Raw genomic sequence first — 26,723 nt, 5'->3', positions numbered from 1 at the left:
GTTTTTAGCCCCGACGACGGCTGTAGATTTCGAGTTAGATCGGCATCTGAGCGCCCGTGGCTCCGTAGATTTCGCCGGAGACGTAGCTGGCCTCGTTGCTCGCGAGAAAGACAAAGATCGGAGCCATTTCCGCAGGCTGGCCGGGCCGCTCGAAGATGGTGTTCGCCCCAAACTGGCTCGCCTTTTCCGCCGGCATCGTCGAGGGAATAAGCGGCGTCCAGACGGGTCCGGGTGCAACCGCATTCACCCGCACGCCCTGCTTCATGGCGAGTGACGCGAGGGATTTCGTGAAGCTCGCAATCGCAGCCTTGGTCGCAGCGTAAGGGAGTAGATTCTCACTCGGATCGACGGACTGAATCGACGCGGTGTTGATGACCACGCCGCCCGCTGGCATCTGCGGGAGGAGGCGTTTACAGAGGCGAAACATCCCAAAAATATTCACCGCGAAATGCCGCTCAAACTCGTCGTCGGGGATTTCCTCCAATTTGGAATACGTCCTCTGATACGCGGCGTTGTTCACCAAAATATCGATGCAGCCCAGGGCTTCGAGCGACTCCTCGGCGATTCGCTGGCAATCCTCCGGCGACTCCAGATCACCTCGCACCAGCACCGCCTCGCGGCCGGCCTCGCGCACCAGCCGCCCGGTTTCCCGCGCGTCGTCGTCCTCCTCCAGATAGGCAATCGCCACGTCGGCTCCCTCGCGGGCAAAGGCAATCGCCACCGCGCGTCCGATCCCGCTGTCGGCCCCGGTGACGAGAGCTTTGCGGCCCTCCAATCGGCCCGTGCCTCGATAGGTGGATTCGCCGTGATCGGCGGGTGGATCCATCGCCTCTTCGCTGCCGGGAGGGGGTTGTTTAGCCTTGGAAAAGGGCGGTTTCGGGTAGAGTTCGCGCGGATCTTCGAGTGTGCTCATGGTAAAAGGAACTACGCACTCGCCGCCGCCATTGGACGGCTTCCATCCGCCGCCTGACCCACGATCAGGTGAAAACCTAGGACTCGACTAACATCCCGATCATCTGCCGAGCAAACTTCGGCCCGACTCCGCTTTCCTCGTGCTTGAAATAGATAAAAGCCTCACTCCACTGCGAGCTGGTTTTTTGAATCGTCTCCGCCCATTTCCGGATGTCCGTCGTCGTATAATCCTCGCGCCGTAAACGCAGATAACCGAAGTCTGCCGTGACCTCGGGCGGCGTGGAAAGATCGGCGCTCTCCGCGATGCAAAGCGCGGCATTGTGCGAGCGCAGCGTCTGGAAAACCGCGTCGTCAAACCACGAGGCATGACGAAACTCAAAGGCGACTCGCATCGATATCGGCACGTCTCGGAGGAAGTCGTCCAGCAAAACCGCGTCTTTCTGAAACGTCGGCGGCAACTGAAACAAGACCACGCCGCGCTTTTCTCCTAGCATCGCAATGATGCTCTCGAAGTAGTTCAGAGTGTCCGCAGAATCGCGCAGCTTGGCGAAGTGCGTCACCTTTTGCGGCGCCTTCAGGCTGAACTTGAACCGAGCCGGAGTTGCATCCGACCAGCCCTGGATCGTCTTCGGACTCGGGATGCGGCGGAAAGAATAATTGATCTCCGTGGTGGAAAATCGCTCCGCATAAAACGGCAGCATCTTGCTAACAGGCATCGTCTCTGGATAGAACGTCCCCTTCCATTCCGGATATTGAAATCCCGAGGTGCCTATCCAGTGTTTCATGCCGCGATGTTAGCCGTTTCTAACATCAGACCGCCCTACTCCTCGGTCTTCTTTTCCCCGGTTTCCTCGTCATCGGCGGCTTCCTCGCCCTCGGCGGGTTCGGTTTCACCGTCGCTCAGGCCGCTGGTGCCGGCGGCTTTTGCGGCCAGTTTGTCCAGGCGCTTCTGCTCCTTCTTTGCTTTCTTCTCCAGATCTCTGCGACGTTTTTCAAATGAATAGTTGGGTGTGGCCATGGGGGGTGTTTTAGCAGCAATTCGACCGCAAGCCCATGAAATAAATCAGCTTTCCCATTTCACCGCGATTCGAATCAGAGCACTCCGAAACAACCGCACGGCTCGCAACTTCGTTTCCCATGTAATGATCACCGATAATCCCGCGACCGACATTCGGAGCAGCGTCACCCTCGCCACCGGAGCCGCCATGCCGATGCTCGGCTTTGGCACCTGGAAAATGAAACCCGACGGCGAGGCGCAGACGGCTGTTCGCATCGCGCTCGAACTCGGCTATCGCCACATCGACACCGCAGCCGCATATGAAAACGAGGACGGCGTGGGCGAAGGCATTCGCGACAGCGGTATCCCGCGCGGTGAGATTTTTCTCACGACGAAGGTCTGGAACGACGACATTCGCGGCGGCACCGAGGCCGTTTTGAAGGCTGCCGATGATTCGCTCCGGCTCCTCGGCACGGATTATGTCGATCTTTTACTGCTGCACTGGCCGATTCCGACGGCCGACGCGGCGGCTTGGCGCGCGATGGAGACATTGCTCGCCGATGGTCGCGCCCGGGCGATCGGCGTTTGCAATTACATGCCCGACCAGTTGGAATCGTTTCTCACTCGCATCGACACGCCGCCGATGGTGAACCAGGTCGAGTTTCATCCGTATCTCACCCAACCCGAATTACTGGCGCTAAATCGCCGTCACGGCATTGTGCAGGAGGCGTGGTCGCCGATCATGCAAGGCACGGTGAAGGACGTGCCGGAACTCCGCGCCATCGCTGACGCGCACGGCAAATCGCCCTCGCAAATCGTCCTACGCTGGGATTTGCAGCAGGGCGTGGTCACGATTCCGAAGTCGTCGAACGCAGGTCGCATCCAAGAAAATACGGATCTCTACGACTTTGAGTTGAGTTCGAGCGAAATGGAGGCCATCTCGGCCTTGAATTGCGGCAAACGCTTCGGCCCCGACCCGCATCATTTCGGCTTTTGATCGCCGCCGTTGGTTAGATTAAAACTTCGGCTTTTGCAGAGTGGCGAGCCGTGTTTTTGATGATTGAAGTTTCTGGCGCATTACCTACTCTGGCGCGTCCACTTGACCAAACTCTCTTCTTTCATGAAAACACTTCTCCTTTCCATGCTCGCCACCGCCGGACTCGCTGCTTCTCTTTTTGCTGCCGATGAAATCGTCGTAGGCGAATTTGCCTCGCTCACTGGCGGCAACGCCAGCTTCGGCCAGTCGTCCCACAAAGGAACCCAACTCGCCGTGGACGAAATCAATGCCACCGGCGGCCTCCTCGGGAAAAAGATCAAGCTGATTACTGAGGACGATCAATCGACCGCAGGCCAGCCTGCGACCATTGTTCAGAAATTCATTTCCCAGGATAAAGTCATCGCCGTGCTCGGCGAGGTCGCGTCCTCCAAATCGCTCGAAGCCGCTCCGATCTGCCAGCAAAACAAGATCCCGATGATCTCCCCGGCTTCAACGAATCCGAAGGTGACTGAGGTGGGCGATTACATTTTCCGCGTCTGCTTCATCGACCCTTTTCAAGGCACGGTGATGGCCAAGTTTGCCCAGTCAAAGGGCTGGAAACGGGTCGCGGTGCTGACCGATGTGAAGCAGGATTACAGCGTGGGTCTGGCGAAATTCTTCGTCGAAGGCTTCAAAAAAAATGGCGGCGAGATTGTGAAGGAACAGAGCTACAGCACGGGCGACAAGGATTTCAAAGCCCAGCTCACCTCGATGAAATCGCTGAAGCCCGAGGCGATTTTTCTGCCCGGCTATTACGGCGAAGTCTCGCTGATCGCCAAGCAGGCGAAGCTCCTCGGGTTGAAATGTCCGCTGCTCGGCGGCGACGGCTGGGTGGGCGATTCGTTGTTGAAAGTCGCGGGCAACTCGCTCGACGGCTCGTTTTTCTCCTGCCATTTCTCGGCCCAGGACAAGTCGCCGGTCGTGCAGAGTTTTGTGGAGAAATTCAAAGCCAAAAACGGCGCAGTGCCTGACGACATGGCTGCGCTCGGCTATGACAGCGCGATGATTCTGGCTGAGGCGATCAAAAAGGCAGGCACCACCGACGGCGACAAACTGCGCGAAGCCATCGCCGCGACGAAGGATCACCCCGGCATCACGGGCAGCATCACGCTCGACGAGCAGCGCAACGCCCGTAAGCCAGCGGTGATTTTGAAAATCGCAGACGGCGGATTCCAGTTCGAGCAAGCTGTCGCTCCGTAAGGAAAATTAGCCACAGAGGGAATGCATGGAGACGAACTGAGTGTGGCTATAAAATGTTAGAGTTTCTCCAACAACTCATCAACGGACTGGCCCAAGGCTCCATTTACGCCCTGATCGCGCTGGGCTACACCATGGTCTTCGGGGTGTTGCGGTTTATCAATTTCGCCCACGGCGACGTCTATATGTTAGGAGCTTTTGCCGGATTTTATATCGGGCCAAAAATGCTTCGGCTCTTTGGCGATCAGCCGGGCTATGGCGTGCTGATTTCGATGCTACTCGTCACCATGATCCTCTGCGCGCTCATCGGCATTGGCATCGAGTGGCTTTGCTATCGCCCGTTGCGCAATCGTCCGAAACTCACTGTTCTCATCACCGCCATCGGAGTTTCATTGTTCTTGGAAAATGGCGGCCAGTTTCTCTTCGGAGCCGACCCCAAATCGTTCCCGGAAATCCTCACCGACCGCTACATCAGCCTGCCAGAAACGTGGGGACGAATCTCGGAATTGGGTATCCAACTGAGCGCCGCCATTTCGATGTTAGTCACCGTCATTTTGCTCTTTGGCCTGCGCCACATCGTGCTGCATACGAAGATGGGCATGGCCATGCGCGCGCTGTCCTTCAACCCCGTCGCCGCCTCGCTCATGGGCATTAACAACAGCGTCGTCATTGCGTTTACATTTGGGTTAGGTTCCGCTCTGGCCGGCGCGGCGGGCATCCTAACATCGATCCAGCAGCCCAGCATCGACCCGCTCATGGGCATCAGCGCTGGGCTCAAGGCCTTCGTCGCCGCAGTGTTAGGCGGCATCGGCAATCTTCCCGGCGCAGCGCTCGGCGGCATCCTCATCGGCGTCATTGAGACCATGGTCGTCGGCTATATTAGTCCTACCTATCGCGACGCCATCGTCTTCGGCGTGCTCATTCTCATTTTGCTGCTCAAACCCACCGGACTCCTCGGAGCCTCCGAACAGGAAAAAGTCTGATGCGCAGCCAGCTTGTCCTGCTCCTAACATTGATCGCGTGCGGCGTCATTTCGACCTTCGCCACCGGGATGAATCCCTACTACTACGACATCCTCGTCGGCATAGGGATCAACATCATCCTCGCCACTGGGCTTAATCTTGTAAACGGCTACACCGGCCAGTTTTCGCTCGGCCACGCGGGCTTCATGGCGGTCGGCGCGTATGGCTCCTCCTGGCTCACCCTCAGCTACGGCTATATTTTAGGTTCGAGTTCCATTGCTATCACAACTGGCTATGTAATTGCCCTCTTGCTTGGCGGTATTGGAGCGGCGCTCGCCGGCCTCATCGTCGGCATTCCCTCGCTGCGGCTGCGCGGCGATTACCTCGCCATCGTCACGCTGGGTTTCAATGAAATCATCAAGGGCATCATCCAGAATTGCGAGGCTCTCGGCGCACAACGCGGACTCGGTGGCATGGTGCTGCACACGAATTTCTTTTGGACCTTCGCCTTCGCCGCACTCACGGTTTACGTCGTTGTCAGCCTGGTGAATTCCACCTACGGACGCGGTTTTCTCGCGGTCAAGGATGACGAAATCGCCGCCGAAGCGATGGGCATCAACACCACTAAATACAAGGTCCTCGCCTTCGTCCTCGCCGCCTTTTTCGCCGGAATCGCCGGGGGACTTTACGCGCACTTCAAGCAATTCATCCACCCCGAGGGCTTCAACTTCATCAAGTCCGTGGACATCGTCGTCATGGTCATTCTTGGCGGCATGGGCAGCACGGTCGGCGTCTGTCTGGCGGCAGTTTTGCTAACTATTTTGCCAGAATTCCTCCGCAAGGTCTCCCACTACGAGTGGCTACCCGACTGGTTCCGGCATGTCGCGGAAAACCGGATGATTCTCTACTCACTGCTCCTCATCATCCTCATGCTCACGCGGCCGCAAGGCTTGTTTGGAGTTAGATTGGCCCGGAAAAAATGAGCGCGCTCCTCGATCTCAACCAAGTCACCGTCCAGTTTGGCGGACTCAAAGCCGTCTCCGACGTTTCCCTCCAAATCCACCCTGGCGAACTCGTCGGCCTGATTGGCCCCAACGGCGCGGGCAAGACCACCGTTTTCAACCTCATCACCGGCGTTTACCGTCCCACCTCGGGCACGATTTGTTTCGCCGACAAACCCGTCAGCGGTCAGCGGCCCTACCGCATCACCGCCCGTGGCATCGCCCGCACGTTCCAAAACATCCGCCTCTTCGCCTCGCTCACGGTTTATGACAACGTGCGCACCGCCTGCAACCTGCATCTGCGACATGGCATTTCCCAAGCCCTCCTGCGCGGCCCAAAATTCACCCATGAGGAAGCTTCCATCGAGGCCCAAGTCATGGAGCTGCTTGAAATCTTTGGACTCGAAAAAGAGCGCGACAACCACTGCCGCAGCCTGGCCTACGGCGACCAGCGCCGCCTCGAAATCGTTCGCGCTCTCGCCACAAAACCCAAGCTCCTCCTCCTCGACGAACCCGCTGCCGGCATGAACCCCACCGAGAAGGCCGAGCTGATGAAACTCATCCGTTTCACCCAGGAAAAATTTGGACTCGCCGTCTTGTTAGTCGAGCACGACATGAAAGTCGTCATGGGCATCTGCCAGCGCATCGCCGTCCTCGACTACGGCAAAAAAATCGCCGAAGGCACCCCCGAGGAAATCCGCTGCAACCCCACAGTCATCGCCGCGTATCTAGGCACCTAAGCCAATGTTAGAAATCAAAGATCTCGAAGTCTGCTACGGATCAATCTCGGCGCTGCAAGGCATATCGCTGAAAGTCGAATCTGGCAGCATTGTCACACTGGTCGGGGCGAATGGCGCGGGGAAGACGACGACTCTGCGGACGATCTCCGGGCTGGTCCGCGCGCGGTCGGGTTCCATTGTTTTCTGCGGGGAGGACATCACGAATCTGCCACCTCACAAACTAGTCGCACGCGGGCTGGCTCAGTCGCCGGAAGGCCGGATGGTTTTTGCCAATTTGACCGTGATGGAAAATCTACGGATGGGCGCTTATCTGCGGAACGACAAGGCCAATTTCCCGAAGGAACTCGATTATATTTTCGCGATTTTCCCTCGGCTGAAGGAGCGGGAAAAACAGACCGCAGGCACGCTGTCTGGAGGAGAGCAGCAGATGCTGGCCATCGGTCGCGCGCTGATGAGCAAGCCGAAGTTTCTGATGTTAGACGAGCCGTCGCTGGGCATTGCGCCGTTGCTGGTGAAGACGATCTTCGAGAAGATCATCGAGATCAATCAGACGCTCGGGATCACGATTTTGCTGGTCGAGCAGAATGCGAATCTGGCTCTGGAAGTTTCCAGTTACGGATATGTGCTGGAGACAGGCCGAATCATCTTGGAAGACGCGTCCCCTGCCCTGCGGGTGAATCCCCAAGTCCGCGAGGCGTATCTGGGAGGGTAGCACTGGGAGCCCGCGTCTCCGAGAAGCTCGAAACGCCACCGGGCGGGACGCCCGCTGGATGCACGCGAGACGCGTGCGCTCCCGAAGAATGTTTAGCTAGAAAAGCGGTATCGTTTTTGCGGCGGTGATGTGCGGCTTTTTTAGGTAGAGCGGTTGCAATGGAAGTGGAATCACGCCGCCAGCGAGGACGCGTTTTCCTAACATCGAGGCGAGTGGGAAGGATTTCGTCAGCGATAGATCACCGATCTCGTCGGGGCTGAACGTGATCCAACTCGAATCTATTTTTTCTAACATCTCCTCGCGTGTGCAGTTCTCGGGAGCGGCGACTAACATTCCATTCGCGACCTTCGCAAAGGTCGAGCTTCCGCGCGCGTCGAGCACGACTTGATAGTTGTCGCCCTCGAATCCTAACAACGAGACGATGCCCATCGCTGGAATTTCACGGGCGAGTTGCAGTCCTATCGCAGCGGAGATTCCGATGCGGATGCCGGAGTAACTGCCAGGGCCAACGCCGACGACTAGCTCGTCGAGTTGATCGACTAACTTCAGCGTGCGCTCCAAGATCGAAAAGAACTGGCTGACCGGGCCGCGTCCGCTGGGAAAAACTTCCTCGACTAACAATTCGCTCCCGGAGAAAAGCGCGACGCTGGCCTGCGCGGTGGAGGATTCAATGACGAGGCGATTCAACGGCGACCTCCCTGCTGTTTTCATCGAGAATGGTGAGCTGAATCTGCCAGCTTTGCTGCGGAAAAACCTCGGGAAACTTGCCCGCCCATTCCACCACGGTGATGCCTTCGCAGGGCAGATATTCCTGCAACCCGGCTGCAAAAATTTCGTCCTCAGTTTCCAGACGATAGAAGTCGATGTGGACTAACAATCGGTCGTTCCAGCGATACTCGTGAACGAGAGGAAAAGTCGGGCTCGAAACCTCATCGGGATAACCCAGCGCCGCGGCGAGCGCTTTCACAAAATGGGTTTTGCCCGCGCCCAAAGTTCCGTCGAGTCGGATGATCGCATTCGGCTCTAACTCGACTGCAATTTTTTCCGCGAGCGCGCCCAGCTCGGCCAAGGAATGGACGGTGGTTTTCAAAAGTGGTGAAAACCTCCGAAGCTGGCGGGGACATTTCCATCAGTGGACTCGACGATTTCGCCGATGACGCTGAGGGGCAACGCGGGGAAACTGGTCCGCCAGTCGATGAGCAAATCGGGCAGTTCGCGGACGCTCGCGGTGAAGAGCAATTCGTAGTCTTCGCCGTCGTTCAGCGCCTGATCGAGATTCGAGCCGCGTCGGATCGGAATGGCTTTTTCAAAGAGGCGAAAGTCGAGTTTGCTCGCCCGGGCGAGTCGCGGCAGATCGGCGGCCAGACCGTCGCTCAGGTCCATCATGGCGTGGACTTTTCCCGACTCTCCCAGCCAGCGTCCCTCGGCGACGCGGGGTTGAAACTTGAGATGCCAGCCAGCGAGGGAGCCGCCGAGTTTGCCAGTGACGAGAATGGCGTCGCCGCTTTTTGCGCCGCTGCGGAGGACGGCGCGACCGTGTTCGACGCGCCCGGTGAGGCTGGCAGTGATGAAGGCCGGGCCGGTGGTGCGGACGGTTTCGCCGCCGACGATTTCGACGTTGTAACGGCAGGCGGCGCGGCTGATGCCAGCGTAAAGTTTTTTCACCCAGGCGACGGTCACATCGGAGTTCAATCCCAATGTGATGAGGGCAAATTGCGACTCGCCCCCCATCGCTGCGACGTCGCTGATGGCGCGGCAAATGGCTTTCCAGCCGACGGCGGCGGGCGGTGCCGCAGGCTCGAAATGAATGCCCTCGACGATGGTGTCGGTCTTCAGGAGTTGATCCCATTTCGACCCGCGCTGGGCAATGACCGCGCAGTCGTCGCCGGGGCCGGTGGAGACTTCCTTGTGGAGATGTGGCAGGTCTGCCAGCAACTCGGAAACCAGTCGGTCCTCGCCGTAACCTTGCAGTCTCATCGGGCACCTTCGTTCAGTAAAAAGAGCAGGCTGATACCATTGAAAGTCGCATGCATGGCGATGTTCACGAGCAGGCTGCCGGTGAGCTCCAGCCCGGCGGTGAGGCCAAAGGCCAGCAGCGTGAGCGGCAGCAGCGTGGGAATGTTTCCGTGGATGGCGGCGAAGAGAACGGAGGTAAAAAACATCGCGGAGATTTTTCCAAAATACCCTTGGAAGATGCGATAAAGCAATCCGCGAAAGACCATTTCCTCGACGACGGGAGCGACGACGACGGCCATGAAGGCGAGCATGACTCGGGCTTGAAGCGAAGTGCTGCCGCGAAAGAATTTCACCGCCGCCTGCTCGCTGGCCGGCTCGGTGTTGAGGACGTTCGCGAGAATGCCGATGCAGGGTAAGATGCCCAGCATGAGGACGAATCCGAGGAGAATCGACTTCCAGGCGGATCGGTGGTCGAGGCCGAAGTAGTCCCGCAGCGGGATTTTTCGAATGGCGAGATAGCCTAGAACGGCGCTGCCAAAAAGCGCCTGCATGATGAGGCTGCCGAGGATGTCACTTTCGGTGAAGGGTTTTTCCGGCGCGCTGAAAAGTCCGATCGCCAGCCAGCCGAAAAGCACAGACAGAGTGAGCGCCACCGCGATGTCCATCTGGCCAAACAAGCTGGGGTGTCCGGCTGGTTTCGCCGGAAAAAATGCACGCTGGAGGAGCGCGAAAAGGAACACGCCGCTGACCAGTGCGAGGGCGATCTCGAGTGCGAGGGCCACGATTTATTCCGCGTAGAACGACGGCAGCAGATAGAGCCGACCCGACTCGAGATGCGGCAGAATTCCCTCGCCGAGCGAGACTTCGACCTTGGCATTCGACTTGGACTCGGCTCCAAAACTCCGCAGCAGATTGCCGAAGCGGAACTTCGCCTTGTATTCCACGATGGCGGCGTTCGGCGAGTTGGCGAGTTCGCGTGCCTTGTTGTAGGCGTCCTCGATGTAGCCGGTGGCGTTGATCAGCTTGGAACCCACGGCGTCTTTGCCAGAAATGATGCGTCCATCGGCGATGTTAGTCCGGAGATAGGCCTCGTCGATTTTTCGTTCGCTGGCGACGATGCCGACAAATTTGTCGTAGGTCTGCATGACCATCGCCTGAATGTAGGCGCGTTCGGGCTCGGTCATGTCGCGGCTGCCACTGAGGATGTCCTTGAATTGGCCGCTCTTGAAGACAACGGATTCGACGCCGATTTTGCCGAAGAGATCCTTGTATTTCAGCGTGTGCATGATGACGCCGATGCTGCCGGTGATGGTCGTTTCGTTGGCCATCAGATAGTCGCCGCCGCAGGCAATGTAGTAGCCGCCAGAGGCTGCGACGGAGCCCATGTAAACGACGACTTTTTTCTTCTGCCGCGCGGCGCGGACTTCGTTGTAAATGACGTCGGAGGCGGTGACTTCCCCGCCCGGCGAATCGATGTGCAGGACGATGGCGCGGACGTTTTCGTCATTGGTGGCCTGGCGCAAGGCGACCTTCGCGTCATCGACCATGGAGTCGGTGAGGCGACCAGGCGCCGAGCTGCTGATGACGCCCCGAATCTCGATGACAGCAATACGGTCGCCGGAGCCGCTGGTGGCGTTTTGCACGACGGTTTCATCGAAGCTCGGCAGGTCGGACTGGACACCCGATTTCATGGCCGAGTGCTTGATGGAGTTGCCGACTTTGGTGGAAAAAAGTCCGACGTTGATGAGAAGGCTGACGCAGAGGGCCAAAAATAATGACAGCGCGAGACACCCCGATTTTTTATCGCTCATAAGTGGGCGCAACTTGGCGGAGTACGCCGTCGTTCACAAGCGGCGATTTTCCCTGAACTCGCCTTAGTAAACGCCCGCGCGCAGATCGGAAAAGGCGCGTCCGAGAGTCGAATGCAAGTCGGATGGCAAGAGCGATTCCTGACTTTGGCCGCTCTCTTCCACGGCAATTTCGGCAGCGCGTCCGCAGACCCAGGCACCCACGCGCGCGGCATCGCGGGTGGAAAGTTTTTGCCCGAGCAGGGCGGCGCAAACTCCGGTAAGCGTGTCGCCCATGCCGCCGGTGGCCATGCCTGGATGCCCGGTGGAATTGTAACTCGCGGGCCAGTCGCGTTGTGCGACGAGGGTGCGGGAGCCTTTCAGCAGGAGCGTGACGTTGCCGTGAGTGGAAAGGCAGTCCGCCGCCCACTGAGCGCGGGTGCGATTTTGCCGGGGGAAAAGGCGTTCCATTTCTCCCGGATGCGGCGTGAGGAGAATGGGGCCTGGCAGTTTTTCCAACCGTGAAATGTCTTCGGCCAAAATGGTAAGCGCACCAGCATCGAGCACGAGCGGTTGGCCAATGGGGGCGGATTCGATGAGCGGCCAGATGGCGTCGCGCCACTTGGGGTCGAGTCCGGGTCCAATGGCGAGCACGTCCATCTTCGTTTCGCCCATCTGATCCCACGGACGCGCCATCACTTCGGGCGGCAGCATGGGAGCCAGGGTCGGGTAAATTTCTGGCGGGCAAACCAGTGAGACCAATCCGGCTCCGGCCCGCAACGCGCCATGGGCCGCCAGCACTGCCGCGCCCGCCGTGCCGAGGCTGCCCGCAACTAACATCACGCGCCCGCATTCGCCTTTGTGAATGTCGAACGAGCGCGGTGGCAGCACGGAACGCAGGGTCGCCGCGGTCGCGAGTTCATCCGCAGATTCGTCTGTAACTCGACTGGAAAGTTCCTCCAGCGGCAGGACAGAAATGCGTCCGACGAAGTGCGCCGCCGCGTCGGCCAGCAGCACGTCCTTGGCAAAACCAACGGTGAGTGTGTGATCCGCAACGACGCACGTTTCCGTTCCCAGTCCGCTGGGCAGATCGAGTGAAAAGACGACCGCGCCCTGCGCTCGTTGCCGTGCGATTTCGTGGATCATTTCGCGCAGCGGCGGGCGGACTTCGCCTTGCGCACCGATCCCGAGCAATCCATCCACGACGATGAACGGCGGTCGGCGATTGGGCGGTGTTGTTTCGGCGGAAGATTTTCGTCCTGTCCAACCCTCGATCGCGCGGCGAGCCAGCGGGGACATTTCGCCGATGGGAAACGGACATTCGACCTCCACTTTCCAGCCCGCCTCGTCTAACAATCGGGCGACCACCCAAGCGTCGCCAGCGTTGTTTCCTTTTCCCGCAAATACGCGGCAAAAGCCGGGTTGCGGAAATCTCTGACGAATCGCGCAAGCCATTTGCCGCCCGGCTTCCTGCATCAATTCCCATGCGTCCACTCCGCTGGCAAAGGCCCGCGTTTCAAGTTCGATCATCTGGCGGATGGAAAGGACAGTCATGGGAGGAATGCACCCAGCTGGACTCGAACCAGCGACCATCGGATTAGAAATCCGGTGCTCTATCCAACTGAGCTATGGGTGCTTATTGACTCTAGAATATCTAGTTTGAAACTGTGTTTCACCTGCTTTCTACGGTCGTCGTGAAGACGCAGGTTGGTTCGATATAAGAGTGGCCGGTACTATGCGTGACTCTAGGTCAACGGCAAGGAATGTTCTTAGAATGGCACACTGAACTTCACATTGATCAAGTCGCGGTCGTAATGGTCGCCAAAGGTTTTGCTGTATCCGACTCCAAAGCCGATGTTTTTCCGCGTGATGTATTCCAGTCCGATGGTGGCGTCGAAGAACGAATCGAGTTCAATCGGATCGTTGATCGGCGAAACTCCCGAAGGAGCGCCAGCAAAGCCAGCGCGGACAAAGGTGTCGCGTCCTTGGAAATAATATTGGTAGTCGATGACGCCATAGACTCGCAGAGTGGATCGATCTGCAAAGGTGAAGACATTGCCGAACTCCAGCGCGGGCCGGGTCCAGTAATGGCTTTCGTCATAATTCCGCAACGTCAGGCTGGTGGCTCCACCATTTTTTTCCGTCGCTGCATTGGTCATCAGGTAGGTATACCCGACGTCGATTATCGGCTTGAGATAGAAGCTGCGCAGATCGAAGACATGCGAAGCGCGAAGCATTGCGTTGAACGCCTCGATGTCCCGGGTCACGTCCGTCGTAAAGTGCGTCGTCACCCTGCCCTGGCGTTCGGTGTCTGTTTGATTCCAACTGTAAGAAACGACGCCTGCAAATTCCGTCGCCCCGATTTGCTTTTTCAGCACCGCGCCCAAATGCTCGGTGGTTCCATCGGATGTCCAAAGGCCGTTGTAGCCGCTGGCCTCATTTTTCTCGACAGAAAACGCCAGACCGGCAGTCCAGTGATCATTAAACTCCTGCTCGATGCCGACTGCCGCGCGCTCCGCTGTCTGGCGGACGGCTTTGTAATCGACGTAGGAACGATGCAGGGTGTCTTGGTTTTCCAAGTTGAACCAGAGGAGGCGTCCATGAGCATCGAACCGGTAATTTCCACCCTCCAACGTCAGTTGGTTAAAGCGTTCCGAACCACGAATCAAATCCGCCTGATGCTCGCCGTAAATGTCGGGAGCAAGTTGCGAAAGCGATTCTTTATACGCCTGGATGGTGGGGTCGTAGAGCAGCTTGACGATGGTATCGGCCAACGCTTTCGAGCTTCCGGCGTTCTGAATGCGATTGATGTAGTCGCCCACTGAACGCAGGTTGCGGCCCAAAGCTCCGCCAAGTGAGAAATCCACGTTGAAATCGAGGACCGCTGTTTCTTTGTCCGGATAAAGAATGTCGTAGTTGATCACCACCGACGGGGCCGTGGTCAGGAACATGCCGTCATCCGTGACTCCGCGCACGGCGTGATACAGCACTTTCTGGAAATGACCGGCAGGCACCAACTGCGGATTCAACAGCGAAATATTCATCTCGCCCGCGAGTTTGGCCGTGCCAGTGAGATAGTATTGGTCGAGCTCGCTCCGGGCGAAGTCCAGTTCTCCAAAAGTCACGCCGCGATCGGTCTGCACGAAGCTCCCCGTCACGTCCGTGTGCTGGGCATTGTTCACCCCGCCGGTGATCATGACGCCTTCGTTCAACAGCAGGTTTGTCGGAGCGCCCAGCAGGAAGAGCGGACCGGGAATCAAGGTCGCGTTGGAGTGGTTGGTGAAGCCGTTGATGCTCTTTCCGAGATCGACCTGGCCGATCATCGTTCCATAGTTGTCCACCATTTCGCGGCGGTATCCGCCGATCACTGACCAGCCTTTCACGCCATCGAATTCGCTGACCAATCCACGGTTGATGAACTCATTGTGACTGCCTCCAGAGATTTGCACCGCGACTCCCTTGGCACCGGCGTAGATGAAATGATCCCAAGCCGATGAGATGAGAATATTGCCTTGTCCTCCCATGGAACGAGACTGGGCAAAGATGCCAGTCCCGTGGAAGCCGCCAGCTGCGACGTCACCTTTCAAGAGCAATGTAACTGCACCGGAATTTCCCGCGCCACCGGCTGTGTCGGAGAAAATGCGGTCCACGGATCCGCCGCCACCGCCGATGGATTGGAGAAAGATGCCGACGGAATCTGTTCCGTCCACCTGGACATTGCCCAGTTGATTCAACAAAACGTCGCCGCCGTTTCCGGTGTTGTCGCTGCGCAATTGGAGTTTGATTCGATTCGCCGTTGTGTCTGTAAACACAGCGCCGCCGCCGCCGCCGATGGACTGGGCGATGATGCCGTTGGCTCGTGGGCCGCTGGTCATGATGTCTCCCGTGTTGTTCAAGACTATCGCACCACCGTTTCCAGAAGATCCGTTGGTTCCGCCGAGAGCGATTTTGGCCGCGTCAAATCCGGTCAGGTCCAGTTTTCCGCCACCGCCGCCGACGCTTTGCACCAGCAACGCATAGGAATTCTTGCCCATGGTTTGGACGTCGCCTGCATTGCTCACATTCATGTCGCCACCGTTGCTCAAAGTTCCGTTGTCGGCTCCGAGCGTGCCGTTGGCAGTGGTTATTCCGGGTGGAACTGGAGGCAAAATCCGAGGGGTCAGGCTCCGGGATTTGGTAATCTTCGGAAGAGCTGGCGCGGGAACTCGCGTGACACTGGCGGCCAAATTGCCGCCGCCACCGCCGATGGATTGAACCACGGACCCCGGTGAGCGGGAGCCGGTGGTGAGGATGTTTCCTGCGCGATCCAGACTGACCGCACCACCGCTATTGTTGGTGGAGTCTTTGCCACCGAGGCTGAGAGCCAGATTGACGATGGCATTCGTATCGACCTTCAGGTCGGAAGTATGATTGCCGCCGCCACCGCCAATGGACTGGATCAGGGAGCCCACCGAGGATTTTCCCTGGGTGACCAGATCGCCAACATGAGTGGAAAGGATGGCGCTGCCAGCGTTGTTAAGCTGAGATTCGCTGCCCAATTTGACCTTCGACTGCAAGAGCACTTTCGAGTCCTCAGCAGTGCCCGGACCTGGAGGAACGGCCACGCCGTTGTCGCCGAGCGCCACCGCGTGCTCGCTGAAGTCGAGGAAGAGATCGACGTTGCCGCCGCCGCCATTGATGGACTGGCCGAGCTGCGCAAAACTGTTTTTGCCCAGCATGGTGATGCTTCCCTTGGTGTTGATGGTGACCGTGCCTGCGATTCCATTGGAACCCGACTGGCCGCCAATGAGAGTGGAGATGTCAAAATCACCAGCCATCCAGGCGGGATTTTTTTCCGTCAGGCCCACGTTGCCGCCGCCGCCGCTAACGGATTGGGCGAAGATGCCATAAGAGTTGTCGCCGTGGGAAATGATGTTCCCATCGTGCTGGATCAAGACGTTGCCGCTGTCCGCGCCGTCGCCGCCCGCACCGCCGAGCGAAAGCTGGGAAGAGGAGCCTTTCATGTCAGCCTGCGGATTTTTTCGAAGGTCGCGGGAAGTGACAATGGACATGCCACCATCGCCGCCGCCACCACCGACGCTTTGGGCGTAGATGCCATAAGCTTTTTCGCCGAAGACCTCGATGCCGCCGGTGTTGTTCACCGTCACGTCGCCTCCTTTGTTGCCCGTGCCGCCGCTGCCGCCAATCGACAAGGCGACGGCTTTCTCTGCGGTGGGCGAGGTGTCGGACGATTTCGTGCCAATGGCTTTCTCGCCGGCCACGCTCATACCGCCGTTGCCGCCACCGCCGCCGATGGATTCGGCCAAAATGCCGTGGGCTTGAATGCCGTGCGTGGTAATGGTGCCGGAATTGTTGACCACCACCGCGCCGCCAGTGCCGCCGTCGCCGCCGAATCCACCCAGACTCAAGCTGTAGCTTTTTGAGTTGGAGGTCTCTGTGGGATTGGTGACGTTCTGAGTCGTTTCTGTGACGCTGCCTGTGCCGCCGCCGCCACCAACGCTCATGGCGAGGACGCCGTAGGAACGATCTCCCATGGTTTCGATGCGACCGGAGTTAGGGTCGATTCCTCCGATATTGGAAACGGTCACTGCCCTAGCCGCACCGCCGGTGCCACCGCTGCCGCCAATGCCCATAGAGTAGGTGTTGCCACCGCCCATGCCGTTGGCGATGCCTGTCATGACGCTGTCGGAATTTCCTCCGCCGCCGCCGATGGATTGCGCAAAGATGCCGACTGCGTTTGCCGAATTCGTCCCGATGCCGCCGGTGTTCACCACATTGACGGTTCCAGAGACGGCACCGTCGCCGCCACTGCCTCCCACGGACACCGCGAGTCGCTTGGCGGTATCTTTGTTGTCCTTCAAAATAGAGTTCACCGTCATGCCGGCATTACCGCCACCACCGGCGATCGATTGTGCGAGGACACCGTGGGAACTCAGCCCGTCCGTAACAATGATGCCGCTGTTCGCGACATCGACGTTTCCGCTTTTCATGCCAGTTCCACCGTTGCCTCCAACGCTCACGGTTGCGCCATCGGAGAGGGCTTCTTCGCCACCGGTGCGGGCCATGCCGCCAGTGCCGCCGCCGCCGCCGATGGACTGTGCGATGATGCCGAGGGCGCTTTCGCCTTTGGTGTGAACGATCGCGGAATTGGTCACCGAAACATTTCCACTCACGCCGCCGCTGCCGCCTTTGCCTCCCAGTGAGAGAGCGGCTGTCGGAGCCTTGGTCTTCCCGAAAGTATCCGCCGAACCGCCGTTGCCGCCGCCGCCGCCGACGCTTTGGGCGAAGATGGCGTGAGCGCCCTGGCCGTCGGTGGTCACGGTGCCTTTGGCTGTGAGAATCACTGCTCCCGCGCTGCCGCCGGTGCCGCCTTCGAGCCCCACGGAGAGAGCGAAGGATTCGGCGGGTTTGTCATCGTCTTTCTTCGGAGCGTCCGCTGTAATGGAAGTCGTCGAACTGTTGCCGCCACCGTTGCCGACGGATTGGGCGAGCATTCCAAAAGAGGTGTCGCCGTGGGTGATGACATTTCCATCGGAGGAGAGCGAAACGTCCGCGCCCGTGCCGCCCATGCCGCCCATGCGCCCGAGGGAAATGGTAAGTTTGCCACCGTCGTTTTTCGAGGAAATCGAGTTCAGAGTGGCGTTGCCGCCACCACCACCGATGGATTGCGAGAGGATGCCATAAGAATTGGAACCCTGGGTTTCAATATCGCCGACTTGGATAACATCGGAAGTCGAACCACTGCCGCCGTCGCCAGGCGCACCTCCGATGGCGAGGTTGAAGCCCATGTTCTTGTCGTTTTTATCCTCGTAAGTCGTGGCGAAATTGACGTTGGCATTGCCACCGCCACCGCCGATCGACTGCGAAATAATGCCGTGACTGTTGTCCTGAGCGGTCGTGATCACGCTGTAGTTTTCCACGCGCGCAGCACCGCCGTTGCCGGCCTCGCCGCCAGCGCCGCCGATGGCAATCTGCGCCTCAAAACCAGCCGCCGTATCGTCGTCACCCGCTTTGCTGACCGCTGCGATCACATTCATTCCGGCATCTCCGCCGCCGCCGCCGATGCTCGTGGCCTCAATGCCGTAAGCGCCTTTTCCATCCGTACTCACGATTCCAGTTGGACTTCCTGCCAAGCCGCGGAAAACCGAGGCCGAGCCCGCATTGCCGCCGCCCGAACCCGATCCGCCCACGCCCACGCTGACGGGCGAACTTTTCTTGGCGAGGATGCCTGTGACGTTCATCCCGCCCGTGCCGCCACCACCACCGATGGATTGCGCCGCAACTCCCCGTGCGTTGTCGCCCTTGGTGGAGACGATGCCGTTTTGTGTGACCGAGACATTTCCGGCATTGGCACCTTGGCCGCCATTTCCGCCGATACCGGCGACAATGGTGAGGTCTTTTTTGCCCCCTGAGTTTTCCGAATCCGCGAAATTGATTTCTCCGCTCACGTTCAGTCCACCGTTGCCGCCACCGCCCGCAATCGATTGGGCCATGACGCCGTGGATCCAGTTTCCGGAAGTGATGGCGTTCCCCGTTTGATTAACGACGACGTTACCGCTGGTCGATCCCGCACCGCCAAAGCCGCCGACGCCGACGGTGATGGACGGAACATCGGCCGCTTTGTTAAGCGAGACGCCTCCGCTGACATTCAGTCCGCCGTTGCCGCCGCCACCGCCAAGGCTTTGCGCCAGAATTCCAGCGGAACTGAAATTCTTCGAATCTCCCGCTGAGGCGAAAACGTTGGTCGCCGCAGCGACGTTGACGTTTCCAGCCGTTCCTGCGTCGGCTCCAAACCCGCCGACTCCAACGATTAGAGGCGAGTCAGATACGATTCCACCGCTGACGTTGGTGCCGCCATTGCCGCCACCGCCGCCCACGCTCTGGGCGAGAATGCCGGAATGCGCCGCGCCGTAGGAGGAGATGCTTTCATTTCCGTTCACGATCACGCCAACGTTGCCCGCGTTGCCGCCTTTTCCGCCAAAGCCACCGACTCCGACGACGATTCCATAACCGTCGCCATCGCCCCGGGCATAGGAAATTCCTGCGCTGACATTGATGGCGCCGTTGCCGCCACCGCCGCCAATCGACTGCGCCGCGATGCCATGTGAGCCGGTTCCTTCCTTCAACTCGAGATGAGCTGGAGTGAAGACGCTCGTAATGGGATCGGTAAAGTCAGGAACCAGCACACGCGGCTGGGCCACGATCGTTCCGGTGTAAGTCACATCGACATTGCCGGCCGTGCCGCCATCGCCGCCAAAGCCGCCGATACCAATGGAAGCCGCCACCGCCTTGGACGAGCCGCCGCTGGAACTGGTCATGGCCAAAGCGCCCGTGACATTGGTTCCGCCATTGCCGCCACCGCCGCCAATGGATTGCGCGAGAAGGCCGTGAGAATCATTTCCCTGGGTCGAAACCGGACCGGTGACACCGAGAACGACGTTGCCAGCATTTCCAGCGCCGCCGCCGAAACCGCCGACTCCGACTCCGATGGCCGCTCCGTTCTTGCCTGTTAGGTTAACTACGCCAGTGACGTTGACGCCGCCGTTGCCGCCACCTCCAGCCAAAGACTGGGCAATGATGGCGGAGGAGTTGTCGCCTAGGGTTGCGATTATGTTGTGAGCGACTGTCGTAGCAATCGTGCTGGTAACATCGCCGGAGTTGCCGCCGTCGCCGCCGAAACCGCCGATTCCAATGCCGAGCGCGCCGCCGTTTTCCTTGGAAAGATTGACTGCCGAGGTGACGTTGATGGCACCGTTGCCGCCGCCGCCGCCCAAGCTTTGGGCGACGATGCCATCGGAATGCGATCCGGTTGTTACCGTGCCTCCAGTGACATTGTTAATGACGTTTTTGCCAATACCGCCAGATCCTCCGAAGCCGCCCACGCCGACCGCGACGCCGCCGCTGCCAGTCTGGGCTGCGGTGATTGTGCCGCTAATATTGAGGCCGCCGTTGCCGCCACCGCCGCCGGCGGACTGCGCGAGGATGCCAGTTGCATTATCACCTAGCGTCTGCACGTAACCAGACACGGTGTTGCTCACATTCGCTGCGTCGCCCCCGTCACCGCCCGCTCCGCCGATGCCCACAGCAATTGCGCCGGAAGCGGTTTTCGCGAGGGAAAGAGCTCCGCTGACATTGAGTCCGCCATTTCCACCTCCACCACCGATCGACTGGGCGGCGATGCCGAAGCCATTGTCGCCCTCGGTCATGGTTGTCCCGGTCACGTTGTTGGTGACTTCGCCAGCCGCTCCACCGCCGCCACCCGCACCACCGACTCCCACGGAAACTGCGCCACTGGCGGTGTTGGCCAGAGACAGAGAACCACTAACAGAAATGCCGCCGTTGCCACCGCCGCCGCCCAATGATTGAGCCAGGATACCGCCAGAGTTTTCTTTTTTGGCTGTGACGTTTCCGGTGACGGTGTTGTTAACCGTCCCTGCGTAGCCGCCGCCGCCGCCCGTTCCACCGATGCTGACAGAAACAGCTCCGCTCGCGGTTTGCGCTGCGGAGATCGAGCCGGACACGGCGATGCCGCCATTACCGCCGCCGCCGCCCAGAGATTGTGCAATGATGCCCGAAGCGTCTTTGCCACCGGTGGAAACATCGCCTGTCAATGTGGATGTCACGTTCCCCGAGTGTCCGCCCGAACCGCCGCTGCCACCTAGGCCAACGGCGACCGCGCCACTGGCTGTGCCAGCTCCGGAAATGGCCGCGCTCACACTAAAACCACCATTGCCGCCACCACCACCGACCGATTGCGCGAGCAAACCGCCCGAGTTGTCGCCGGAAGTCGTGATGTCTCCGGTTACGTTGGAAGTCACCCGTTCGGCGTTCCCGCCCGATCCGGCGCTGCCGCCGAGGCTCACGCTAACCGCACCGCTGCCGGTGCCAGCTCCAGAACCGGAAGCACTAACGTCAAATCCACCATTTCCACCGCCACCGCCGACCGACTGGGCGACGATGCCTGGGGAAGTATTGCCACCCGTGAGGACTGAGTTGGTTACCGTCAGATCCACGGTCGATCCATCTCCGCCACCTGCGCCGGAGCCGCCCAAGCCGACTGAAACTGCCGCGCTGCCGGTGCCGGCACCCGATCCGGCTGCGGACACGTTGTATCCGCCGTTGCCGCCACCACCACCGACCGATTGGGCGAGGATGCCTCCCGATTGGTTTCCTTTGGTCTGAATAAAGTCGGAAGTCGTTACGGTGACCGCGCCGCCATTGCCGCCGCCCGCACCATTGCCGCCTAACCCGACGCTAACCGCGCCACTGCCTGCGCCGGCACCCGTGGCCGAGGCTGAAATATTGAAACCGCCATTGCCGCCGCCACCGCCGATGGACTGGCCGATGACCGCGTAAGACCGATTTTTATCGGTGTAAACGGTGTTCTGCACAGTGAGGTTGACCGTTCCCGCATTGGCTGCGGCACCACCCTTGCCACCCAACCCGACGTTGACCGAGCCACTGCCCGTGCCTGCCGCGGAAGCTCCTGCGGAAATATTGTAACCGCCGTTACCGCCACCGCCGCCCACGGATTGGGCGAGAATGCCGGTCGAGTCGAGGCCGAATGTCCAGACTTTGCCGGTGGAAAGAGCCGTCACGTTGCCCGCGACGTTGCCAACACCGCCGTCGCCTCCCAGCCCCACACTGATGGAACCGCTGCCTGTGCCAGCGCCGGAAAGGCTGCCGGAAATATTGAAGCCGCCACTGCCGCCACCGCCACCAATCGACTGGCTGACGAATCCGGCGGAGCGATCACCCATAGTGATGATTTCTCCAGTGGATGAGGAGTCGATGTCACCCGCGCGTCCGCCCGAGCCGCCATTGCCGCCGAGTCCGACAGAAATGCCGCCGCTGCCGGTGCCAGCGCCGGAAAGACTGCCGGAGATATTGAAGCCGCCATTGCCGCCGCCGCCGCCAACTGACTGGACCAGAATGCCGCCCGAATCATTTTTCATCGTGGTGACATCGGATGTCATCTGGGCAAAAACGCCTTTGCCACTGCCGCCGCTGCCACCGCTGCCGCCGAGTCCGACGGAAACGGCACCGCTGCCGCCGCCGGCCCCGGAAAGAGTGGCGGAGATGTTGTAACCGCCGTTGCCGCCACCGCCACCGATGGATTGCGCGATGATGCCAGCGGAGGAAATTCCGTTGGTAAATACAGATCCGTTGGAAAAGAGCGTCACGGCCCGATCTGTGTCCGATCTTCCGCCATTTCCAGCCATGCCGCCGGAACCGCCCAAGCCTATGGCAATGCCGCCGCTGCCGACTCCACCGCCGGATAAACCGCCCGAGATATTGAATCCACCGTTGCCACCACCACCGCCCACAGATTGGGCGAGGATGCCATACGAAAAGTCCGCCCCGGTGATGTAATCGCCGGTTGCCGTTGCGTTGACGAGGCCGCCGTCACCAGCGCCCGCGCCACTTCCGCCCAAGCCAACGCTGATCGAGCCGCTGCCCACGCCCGCACCTGAGCCGGCACCGGAAATGTTAAATCCACCATTGCCGCCGCCACCGCCGATGCTCTGCGCTGCGACCGCACCGGAACGGACCCCGGATGTAGTGACGTCGTTGGTGACGGTGAGCGTGACATTTTTTCCGTCGCCACCCGCGCCACCGTTGCCGCCGAGCCCGACGGAAATGGCTGCGCTGCCCACGCCCGCGCCGCTGCCGACACCGGAAACATTGAAGCCGCCGTTGCCACCGCCGCCGCCAATGGATTGCGCGACGATGCCTGCGGAGTCAGTGCCCAGGGTCGTGACTTTTCCCGAAGTCGTGGCGGTGACATCACCCGCGTTATTGCCGGCTCCGGCTTTTCCGCCCAATCCGACTGAAACTCCGCCGCTGGCAACTCCCGCGCCGGCCGCTCCGGCAGAAACATTGAAGCCGCCATTGCCGCCACCACCGCCGATGGATTGCACAACGATGCCGGAAGACCGGTCGTTGGTTGTTGAAATAATGCCGGTGGATTTCGCAATGACGGTGCCGCCGATTCCGCCGGTCCCACCGCTTCCACCCAAGCCCACGGAGACTGCGCCTGCGCCGCCCGCAGCTCCGGCCGCTCCGGCCGAGACGTTGAAGCCGCCATTGCCGCCGCCGCCGCCAACCGATTGCACAACGATGGCTCCGGAGTTTTCACCCGTGGTCGTCACATTGGAATGCAAGTCGGCTGTCACCAAACCGCCGTCGCCGCCGCCGCCGCCTTTGCCGCCTAATCCGACATTGATGGCAGCAGCCAGTCCGCCTGCGCCGGAACCTCCGGCCGAGACATTGAAGCCGCCGTTGCCGCCGCCGCCGCCGACCGATTGCGCAACGATACCGGCGGAACTTTGGCCGCTGGTTTTAATGGAACCCGACTGGGTGCCGAGACGGACGGTGCCGCCCTTGCTGCCAGTTCCGGCATTGCCGCCGATGCCGACGGAAACGCTGGCCGCGCCTCCGGCCGAGGCCGCGATGGAACCCGCCACAGATCCGCCGCCGTTGCCACCGCCGCCGCCGACCGATTGCGCGAGAAGTGCGGTGCTGGAGGCTTTCTGAGTTTCGATGTTGCCGTTGATTCCGAGCAGAACGTCACCGCCCTGACCGCCGCCCGCGCCCGCGCCACCGAGGCCGACCGCGATGGACCCGCTAAAGAAAAGTGAGCCGCCGCCTGCGCCGGAAACCGCCAGACCACCATTGCCGCCACCGCCGCCGATCGATTGCGCGATGAAGCCCGCCGAACGCTCGCCGGTCGTCAGGATGCTGCCGTTGAACCCGGTTGAAGCCAAAGTCCCGTCGCCATTGAATGTTCCGGCATTGATGTTGCCGCCAACGCCGCCCTTTGCGCCTTTGCCACCGATGGCCAGACTCAAGGAACCGGAAACCGGGCCTCCGGCAACCGCGACTGCGACCGCATAACCGCCATTGCCACCACCGCCGCCGACGCTTTGCAAAAATGCCGCGGTGGAATCGGTTCCGCCAGTTTCGATAATGCTCTGCCCGCCTCCGTTGCTGAGAGAAACGGTGCCGCCTTGGCCGCCTTCGCCGCCTTGGCCGCCGATGGCGAAAGATGCCGCTCCGCCAAATCCCACGGAAACCTGGACCGCGCCGCCGCCATTTCCGCCACCACCACCGACGGATTGCCCGAGTAGTCCCCCAGCCCGGTCGCCATCGGTATGAATGACTGAGGCCGTGTTGGCATCGATGCCTTGTAAAGTTAATGCGACGTTGCCGCCCGCTCCGCCCTTGCCGCCGCTGCCGCCGATGGCCACGCCTGCGAACAAGCCGATGGAACCTGAACTGCCGCCGTTGCCGCCGCCACCGCCGACCGATTGCGCGAGGATGCCGCGTGCGTCATTTCCAGCCGTCGTAATGCCGCCGCCATTTTTCACAGTGACCGTCCCGCTGGTGCCGCCGCCATCGCCGCTGCCACCCACGGAAACCATTCCGCCCGAGGAGCCGCCGTCGCCGCCACCGCCGCCGATGCTCTGAGCCACAATGCCGCGTGCGTTGTCCTTTTCAGTCGTGATTGTGCCGTAGTTTTCCACGGTCACATCGCTACCATTACCCGCCTTGCTGCCGCTGCCGCCGACGGCTACCAGACCGCCCGCATCCGAGCCGCTGCCACCGCTGCCGCCGACCGACTGCGCAAAAATGGCATCCGAACGCGTGCCTTTGGTATGAATACTGCCCGTGGCACCGTTGGTCACCGTGACCGTGCCGGCGCTGCCGCCATTCGAGCCAGAGCCGCCCAGGGCGATGAGTCCTCCCGAACTCCCGCCAGCGCCGCCGCCGCCGCCGATGGATTGTGCAAAAATGCCTCGCGCATCGTCGCCACCGGTATCAATGATGCCGTTATTCGTGACCGAGATGACTCCGCCGTTGCCGCCATTATCCGACGCGCCTTGCAGGGAAAGAATCAAATTTCCCGAGGTGCCCGACGATCCGCCGCTGCCGCCAATGCTCTGGGCGTAAATGCCGTGGGCGAAATTACCAGCGGTGTTGATCGTCCCTGTCGTGCCATTGGTGATGGTGACGGACCCGCCGCTGCCGCCAAATCCGCCGCTGCCGCTCTCGCCCACGAGACCCCATTGAGAGCCGCCGTTGCCACCGTTGTTACTCACACTCAAGCCATAAATGCCATAGGCGCTGGTTCCGGTGGTAATGATGTTACCCAGATTGTTTACATTCACACTGCCGCCATCGGCCGAATGGCCGCCTGTGCCGCCCCCGGGAGCCGCAAAGCCACTGCCGCCATTTCCCGCCTGACCGCTGCGGCTGTAGGCATAGATGCCAATCGCGTCGTCACCCGATGTCGCCACTTGGACTCCGGTTTGATTGGTCACATCGACTGGCCCACCGGCGCCGCCGTTGCCGCCATCGCGCCCGCTAAACACGGAGAGATAAGAATTGCCTCCCTTGCCGCCATTTCCGCCGATGCTGCCCGCCTCGATGCCGATTTGATTCGTAGTGGAAATCGTCGTGGAATTATTCACTGTGGCAGCCGGACCCGTGGCCCCGTTTCCTCCCGAAGTGGGCGGGACGACCAATGCGCCCGCGCGCCCATTGGAACCACCGGCCCCCGTCTGCACATTGCGAACGCCACTGGCCCCGGAGACTACGTCAGACGAACCTGGCGCCGAGGGAGCTGGAGTGGAATTGAACTGCGCTTGGAAGTCCACATACGGCTCCTGATAGGTGAAATCCGCCGTGGCTCCGCCCACCGGATCGGGATCCAACGTGGCGACTTTGGTGCCTGCATTTTTTGCCGTAACCGTGAAACCAAGCGGCGGCGTGTCGCTGTTGTAGATTTTTTCGCCGACGTTCTTGACTAAAAACGCATACCCGTCTGCCGTTCGGACGAAAGCTGTGCTGCCCGCCGTCGGCGTTCCCGCCGGATCGACGATAAGTTCCTGCACCGTCGTGTCCGTATTGGTCACCGGATTATGAACGGCCTGACCGACGGTGGATGCGGACGACGGATCGGGGTTGGCAGCGAATGCAGAAAGTCCCATGCAGAAAAGCGCGAACGCTGGGGACAAAACAGGCAGGGTGTGAAACCCAGGAACAGTGAAAGAACGGGGTACAGTATTCATAGGGCAGGTGGGGCGAAATGACGGCAAACTCTAGCCGTGATTTCTTTGGGGGGTTGCTGAACGCGGGAATGATCTGAATTTTCTCAACGAGAACACAACCACAAACTGCTTATGACTTCAGATTTTTTGCGCAGCGGTGCCATTTCACACGCCGAACGAGGCCGTGAGTTCTTCGACAAATGGGTTTTTGGCACCAAACTGCCCGCAATAGCCGACGCTGGTCGACGGCAGCCAGCCCCACTCTCACCTCAGACGAGGCGTTCTCCGCACATTGGTTCGAGACGTGACCGTCGTAAGTCTTCGTTTCGAGAATGCCGTACTCGCCCGAGACGCGCGTGCTGGCCCTGAA

At 60.1% G+C, this 26,723-nt stretch carries 16 protein-coding genes and 1 tRNA gene; 6 read left to right on the top strand and 11 right to left on the bottom strand.

What is annotated here, in order from left to right:
* Positions 1-34 precede the first annotated feature (34 nt).
* The 3 genes from ABIT76_08235 to ABIT76_08225 all read right to left on the bottom strand — a co-directional run bounded on the left by ABIT76_08235 (position 35) and on the right by ABIT76_08225 (position 1,930).
* A complete protein-coding gene (locus ABIT76_08235) occupies positions 35-913 on the bottom strand; it encodes an SDR family oxidoreductase (protein ID MEO7933131.1) in 879 nt (292 codons plus the stop codon).
* 76 nt (positions 914-989) lie between these two features.
* On the bottom strand, positions 990-1,697 hold the full coding sequence (locus tag ABIT76_08230) for a DUF72 domain-containing protein (GenBank protein ID MEO7933130.1): 708 nt from the start codon (positions 1,695-1,697) through the stop codon (positions 990-992).
* A 35-nt stretch (positions 1,698-1,732) separates the two neighbouring features.
* Complete coding sequence (locus tag ABIT76_08225) at positions 1,733-1,930, bottom strand: hypothetical protein (protein ID MEO7933129.1); 198 nt, start codon at positions 1,928-1,930, stop codon at positions 1,733-1,735.
* A 124-nt stretch (positions 1,931-2,054) separates the two neighbouring features.
* On the opposite strand from ABIT76_08225, the gene ABIT76_08220 reads away from it, so the two are divergent.
* The 6 genes from ABIT76_08220 to ABIT76_08195 all read left to right on the top strand — a co-directional run bounded on the left by ABIT76_08220 (position 2,055) and on the right by ABIT76_08195 (position 7,557).
* The gene (locus ABIT76_08220) at positions 2,055-2,906 is read left to right on the top strand and encodes an aldo/keto reductase (protein ID MEO7933128.1); all 852 of its coding nucleotides are present in this window, start codon (positions 2,055-2,057) and stop codon (positions 2,904-2,906) included.
* A 123-nt stretch (positions 2,907-3,029) separates the two neighbouring features.
* Positions 3,030-4,145, top strand: a complete 1,116-nt coding sequence (locus ABIT76_08215; protein MEO7933127.1) for an ABC transporter substrate-binding protein — start codon at positions 3,030-3,032, stop codon at positions 4,143-4,145.
* Positions 4,146-4,198: 53 nt separating this feature from the next.
* Positions 4,199-5,125: a branched-chain amino acid ABC transporter permease gene (locus tag ABIT76_08210; protein MEO7933126.1), complete on the top strand. Its 927-nt coding sequence runs from the start codon at positions 4,199-4,201 to the stop codon at positions 5,123-5,125.
* Complete coding sequence (locus tag ABIT76_08205; protein ID MEO7933125.1) at positions 5,125-6,087, top strand: branched-chain amino acid ABC transporter permease; 963 nt, start codon at positions 5,125-5,127, stop codon at positions 6,085-6,087. The genes ABIT76_08210 and ABIT76_08205 overlap by 1 nt, the downstream gene beginning before the upstream one ends.
* A complete protein-coding gene (locus ABIT76_08200; protein ID MEO7933124.1) occupies positions 6,084-6,845 on the top strand; it encodes an ABC transporter ATP-binding protein in 762 nt (253 codons plus the stop codon). The genes ABIT76_08205 and ABIT76_08200 overlap by 4 nt, the downstream gene beginning before the upstream one ends.
* Before the next feature lie 4 nt (positions 6,846-6,849).
* A complete protein-coding gene (locus ABIT76_08195; GenBank protein MEO7933123.1) occupies positions 6,850-7,557 on the top strand; it encodes an ABC transporter ATP-binding protein in 708 nt (235 codons plus the stop codon).
* 96 nt (positions 7,558-7,653) lie between these two features.
* On the opposite strand, the gene tsaB is transcribed toward ABIT76_08195, so the two are convergent.
* The 8 genes from tsaB to ABIT76_08155 form a co-directional block, all read right to left on the bottom strand.
* Positions 7,654-8,244 (bottom strand): tRNA (adenosine(37)-N6)-threonylcarbamoyltransferase complex dimerization subunit type 1 TsaB, encoded by a 591-nt coding sequence (gene tsaB / locus ABIT76_08190; protein ID MEO7933122.1) that lies wholly within the window; start codon positions 8,242-8,244, stop codon positions 7,654-7,656.
* On the bottom strand, positions 8,225-8,647 hold the full coding sequence (tsaE, locus tag ABIT76_08185) for a tRNA (adenosine(37)-N6)-threonylcarbamoyltransferase complex ATPase subunit type 1 TsaE (GenBank protein ID MEO7933121.1): 423 nt from the start codon (positions 8,645-8,647) through the stop codon (positions 8,225-8,227). Before tsaE ends, tsaB begins: the two co-directional genes overlap by 20 nt.
* The gene (locus ABIT76_08180; protein MEO7933120.1) at positions 8,644-9,534 is read right to left on the bottom strand and encodes a thiamine-phosphate kinase; all 891 of its coding nucleotides are present in this window, start codon (positions 9,532-9,534) and stop codon (positions 8,644-8,646) included. Before ABIT76_08180 ends, tsaE begins: the two co-directional genes overlap by 4 nt.
* On the bottom strand, positions 9,531-10,295 hold the full coding sequence (locus ABIT76_08175; GenBank protein ID MEO7933119.1) for a CPBP family intramembrane glutamic endopeptidase: 765 nt from the start codon (positions 10,293-10,295) through the stop codon (positions 9,531-9,533). Before ABIT76_08175 ends, ABIT76_08180 begins: the two co-directional genes overlap by 4 nt.
* Before the next feature lie 3 nt (positions 10,296-10,298).
* Complete coding sequence (gene sppA, locus ABIT76_08170) at positions 10,299-11,324, bottom strand: signal peptide peptidase SppA (protein ID MEO7933118.1); 1,026 nt, start codon at positions 11,322-11,324, stop codon at positions 10,299-10,301.
* Between the two features lie 63 nt (positions 11,325-11,387).
* Positions 11,388-12,854 carry an NAD(P)H-hydrate dehydratase gene (locus ABIT76_08165; protein ID MEO7933117.1) on the bottom strand — a complete coding sequence of 489 codons (1,467 nt, stop codon included), beginning with the start codon at positions 12,852-12,854 and terminating at the stop codon, positions 11,388-11,390.
* Positions 12,855-12,862: 8 nt separating this feature from the next.
* Positions 12,863-12,936: transfer RNA gene (locus tag ABIT76_08160), tRNA-Arg, on the bottom strand.
* Between the two features lie 133 nt (positions 12,937-13,069).
* Entirely contained in the window at positions 13,070-26,293 is a 13,224-nt protein-coding gene (locus ABIT76_08155) for an autotransporter outer membrane beta-barrel domain-containing protein (protein MEO7933116.1), read from the bottom strand.
* Positions 26,294-26,723 lie beyond the last annotated feature (430 nt).

Source organism: Chthoniobacterales bacterium, assembly GCA_039930045.1.
Lineage (GTDB): Bacteria > Verrucomicrobiota > Verrucomicrobiia > Chthoniobacterales > DASVRZ01 > DASVRZ01.
Note: the sequence above shows the minus strand (reverse complement) of the source record. Positions and strands in the feature narration are given on the sequence as shown.

What these genes read in the sequence shown, in the direction of transcription:
- ABIT76_08180 (MEO7933120.1), bottom strand. Translation starts at nt 9,534, where the DNA reads ATGAGACTGCAAGGTTACGGCGAGGACCGACTGGTTTCCGAGTTGCTG.
- ABIT76_08230 (MEO7933130.1), bottom strand. Translation starts at nt 1,697, where the DNA reads ATGAAACACTGGATAGGCACCTCGGGATTTCAATATCCGGAATGGAAG.
- ABIT76_08200 (MEO7933124.1), top strand. Translation starts at nt 6,084, where the DNA reads ATGAGCGCGCTCCTCGATCTCAACCAAGTCACCGTCCAGTTTGGCGGA.
- sppA (MEO7933118.1), bottom strand. Translation starts at nt 11,324, where the DNA reads ATGAGCGATAAAAAATCGGGGTGTCTCGCGCTGTCATTATTTTTGGCC.
- ABIT76_08165 (MEO7933117.1), bottom strand. Translation starts at nt 12,854, where the DNA reads ATGACTGTCCTTTCCATCCGCCAGATGATCGAACTTGAAACGCGGGCC.
- ABIT76_08235 (MEO7933131.1), bottom strand. Translation starts at nt 913, where the DNA reads ATGAGCACACTCGAAGATCCGCGCGAACTCTACCCGAAACCGCCCTTT.
- ABIT76_08210 (MEO7933126.1), top strand. Translation starts at nt 4,199, where the DNA reads ATGTTAGAGTTTCTCCAACAACTCATCAACGGACTGGCCCAAGGCTCC.
- ABIT76_08225 (MEO7933129.1), bottom strand. Translation starts at nt 1,930, where the DNA reads ATGGCCACACCCAACTATTCATTTGAAAAACGTCGCAGAGATCTGGAG.
- ABIT76_08215 (MEO7933127.1), top strand. Translation starts at nt 3,030, where the DNA reads ATGAAAACACTTCTCCTTTCCATGCTCGCCACCGCCGGACTCGCTGCT.
- ABIT76_08220 (MEO7933128.1), top strand. Translation starts at nt 2,055, where the DNA reads ATGATCACCGATAATCCCGCGACCGACATTCGGAGCAGCGTCACCCTC.
- ABIT76_08195 (MEO7933123.1), top strand. Translation starts at nt 6,850, where the DNA reads ATGTTAGAAATCAAAGATCTCGAAGTCTGCTACGGATCAATCTCGGCG.
- ABIT76_08155 (MEO7933116.1), bottom strand. Translation starts at nt 26,293, where the DNA reads ATGGGACTTTCTGCATTCGCTGCCAACCCCGATCCGTCGTCCGCATCC.
- ABIT76_08205 (MEO7933125.1), top strand. Translation starts at nt 5,125, where the DNA reads ATGCGCAGCCAGCTTGTCCTGCTCCTAACATTGATCGCGTGCGGCGTC.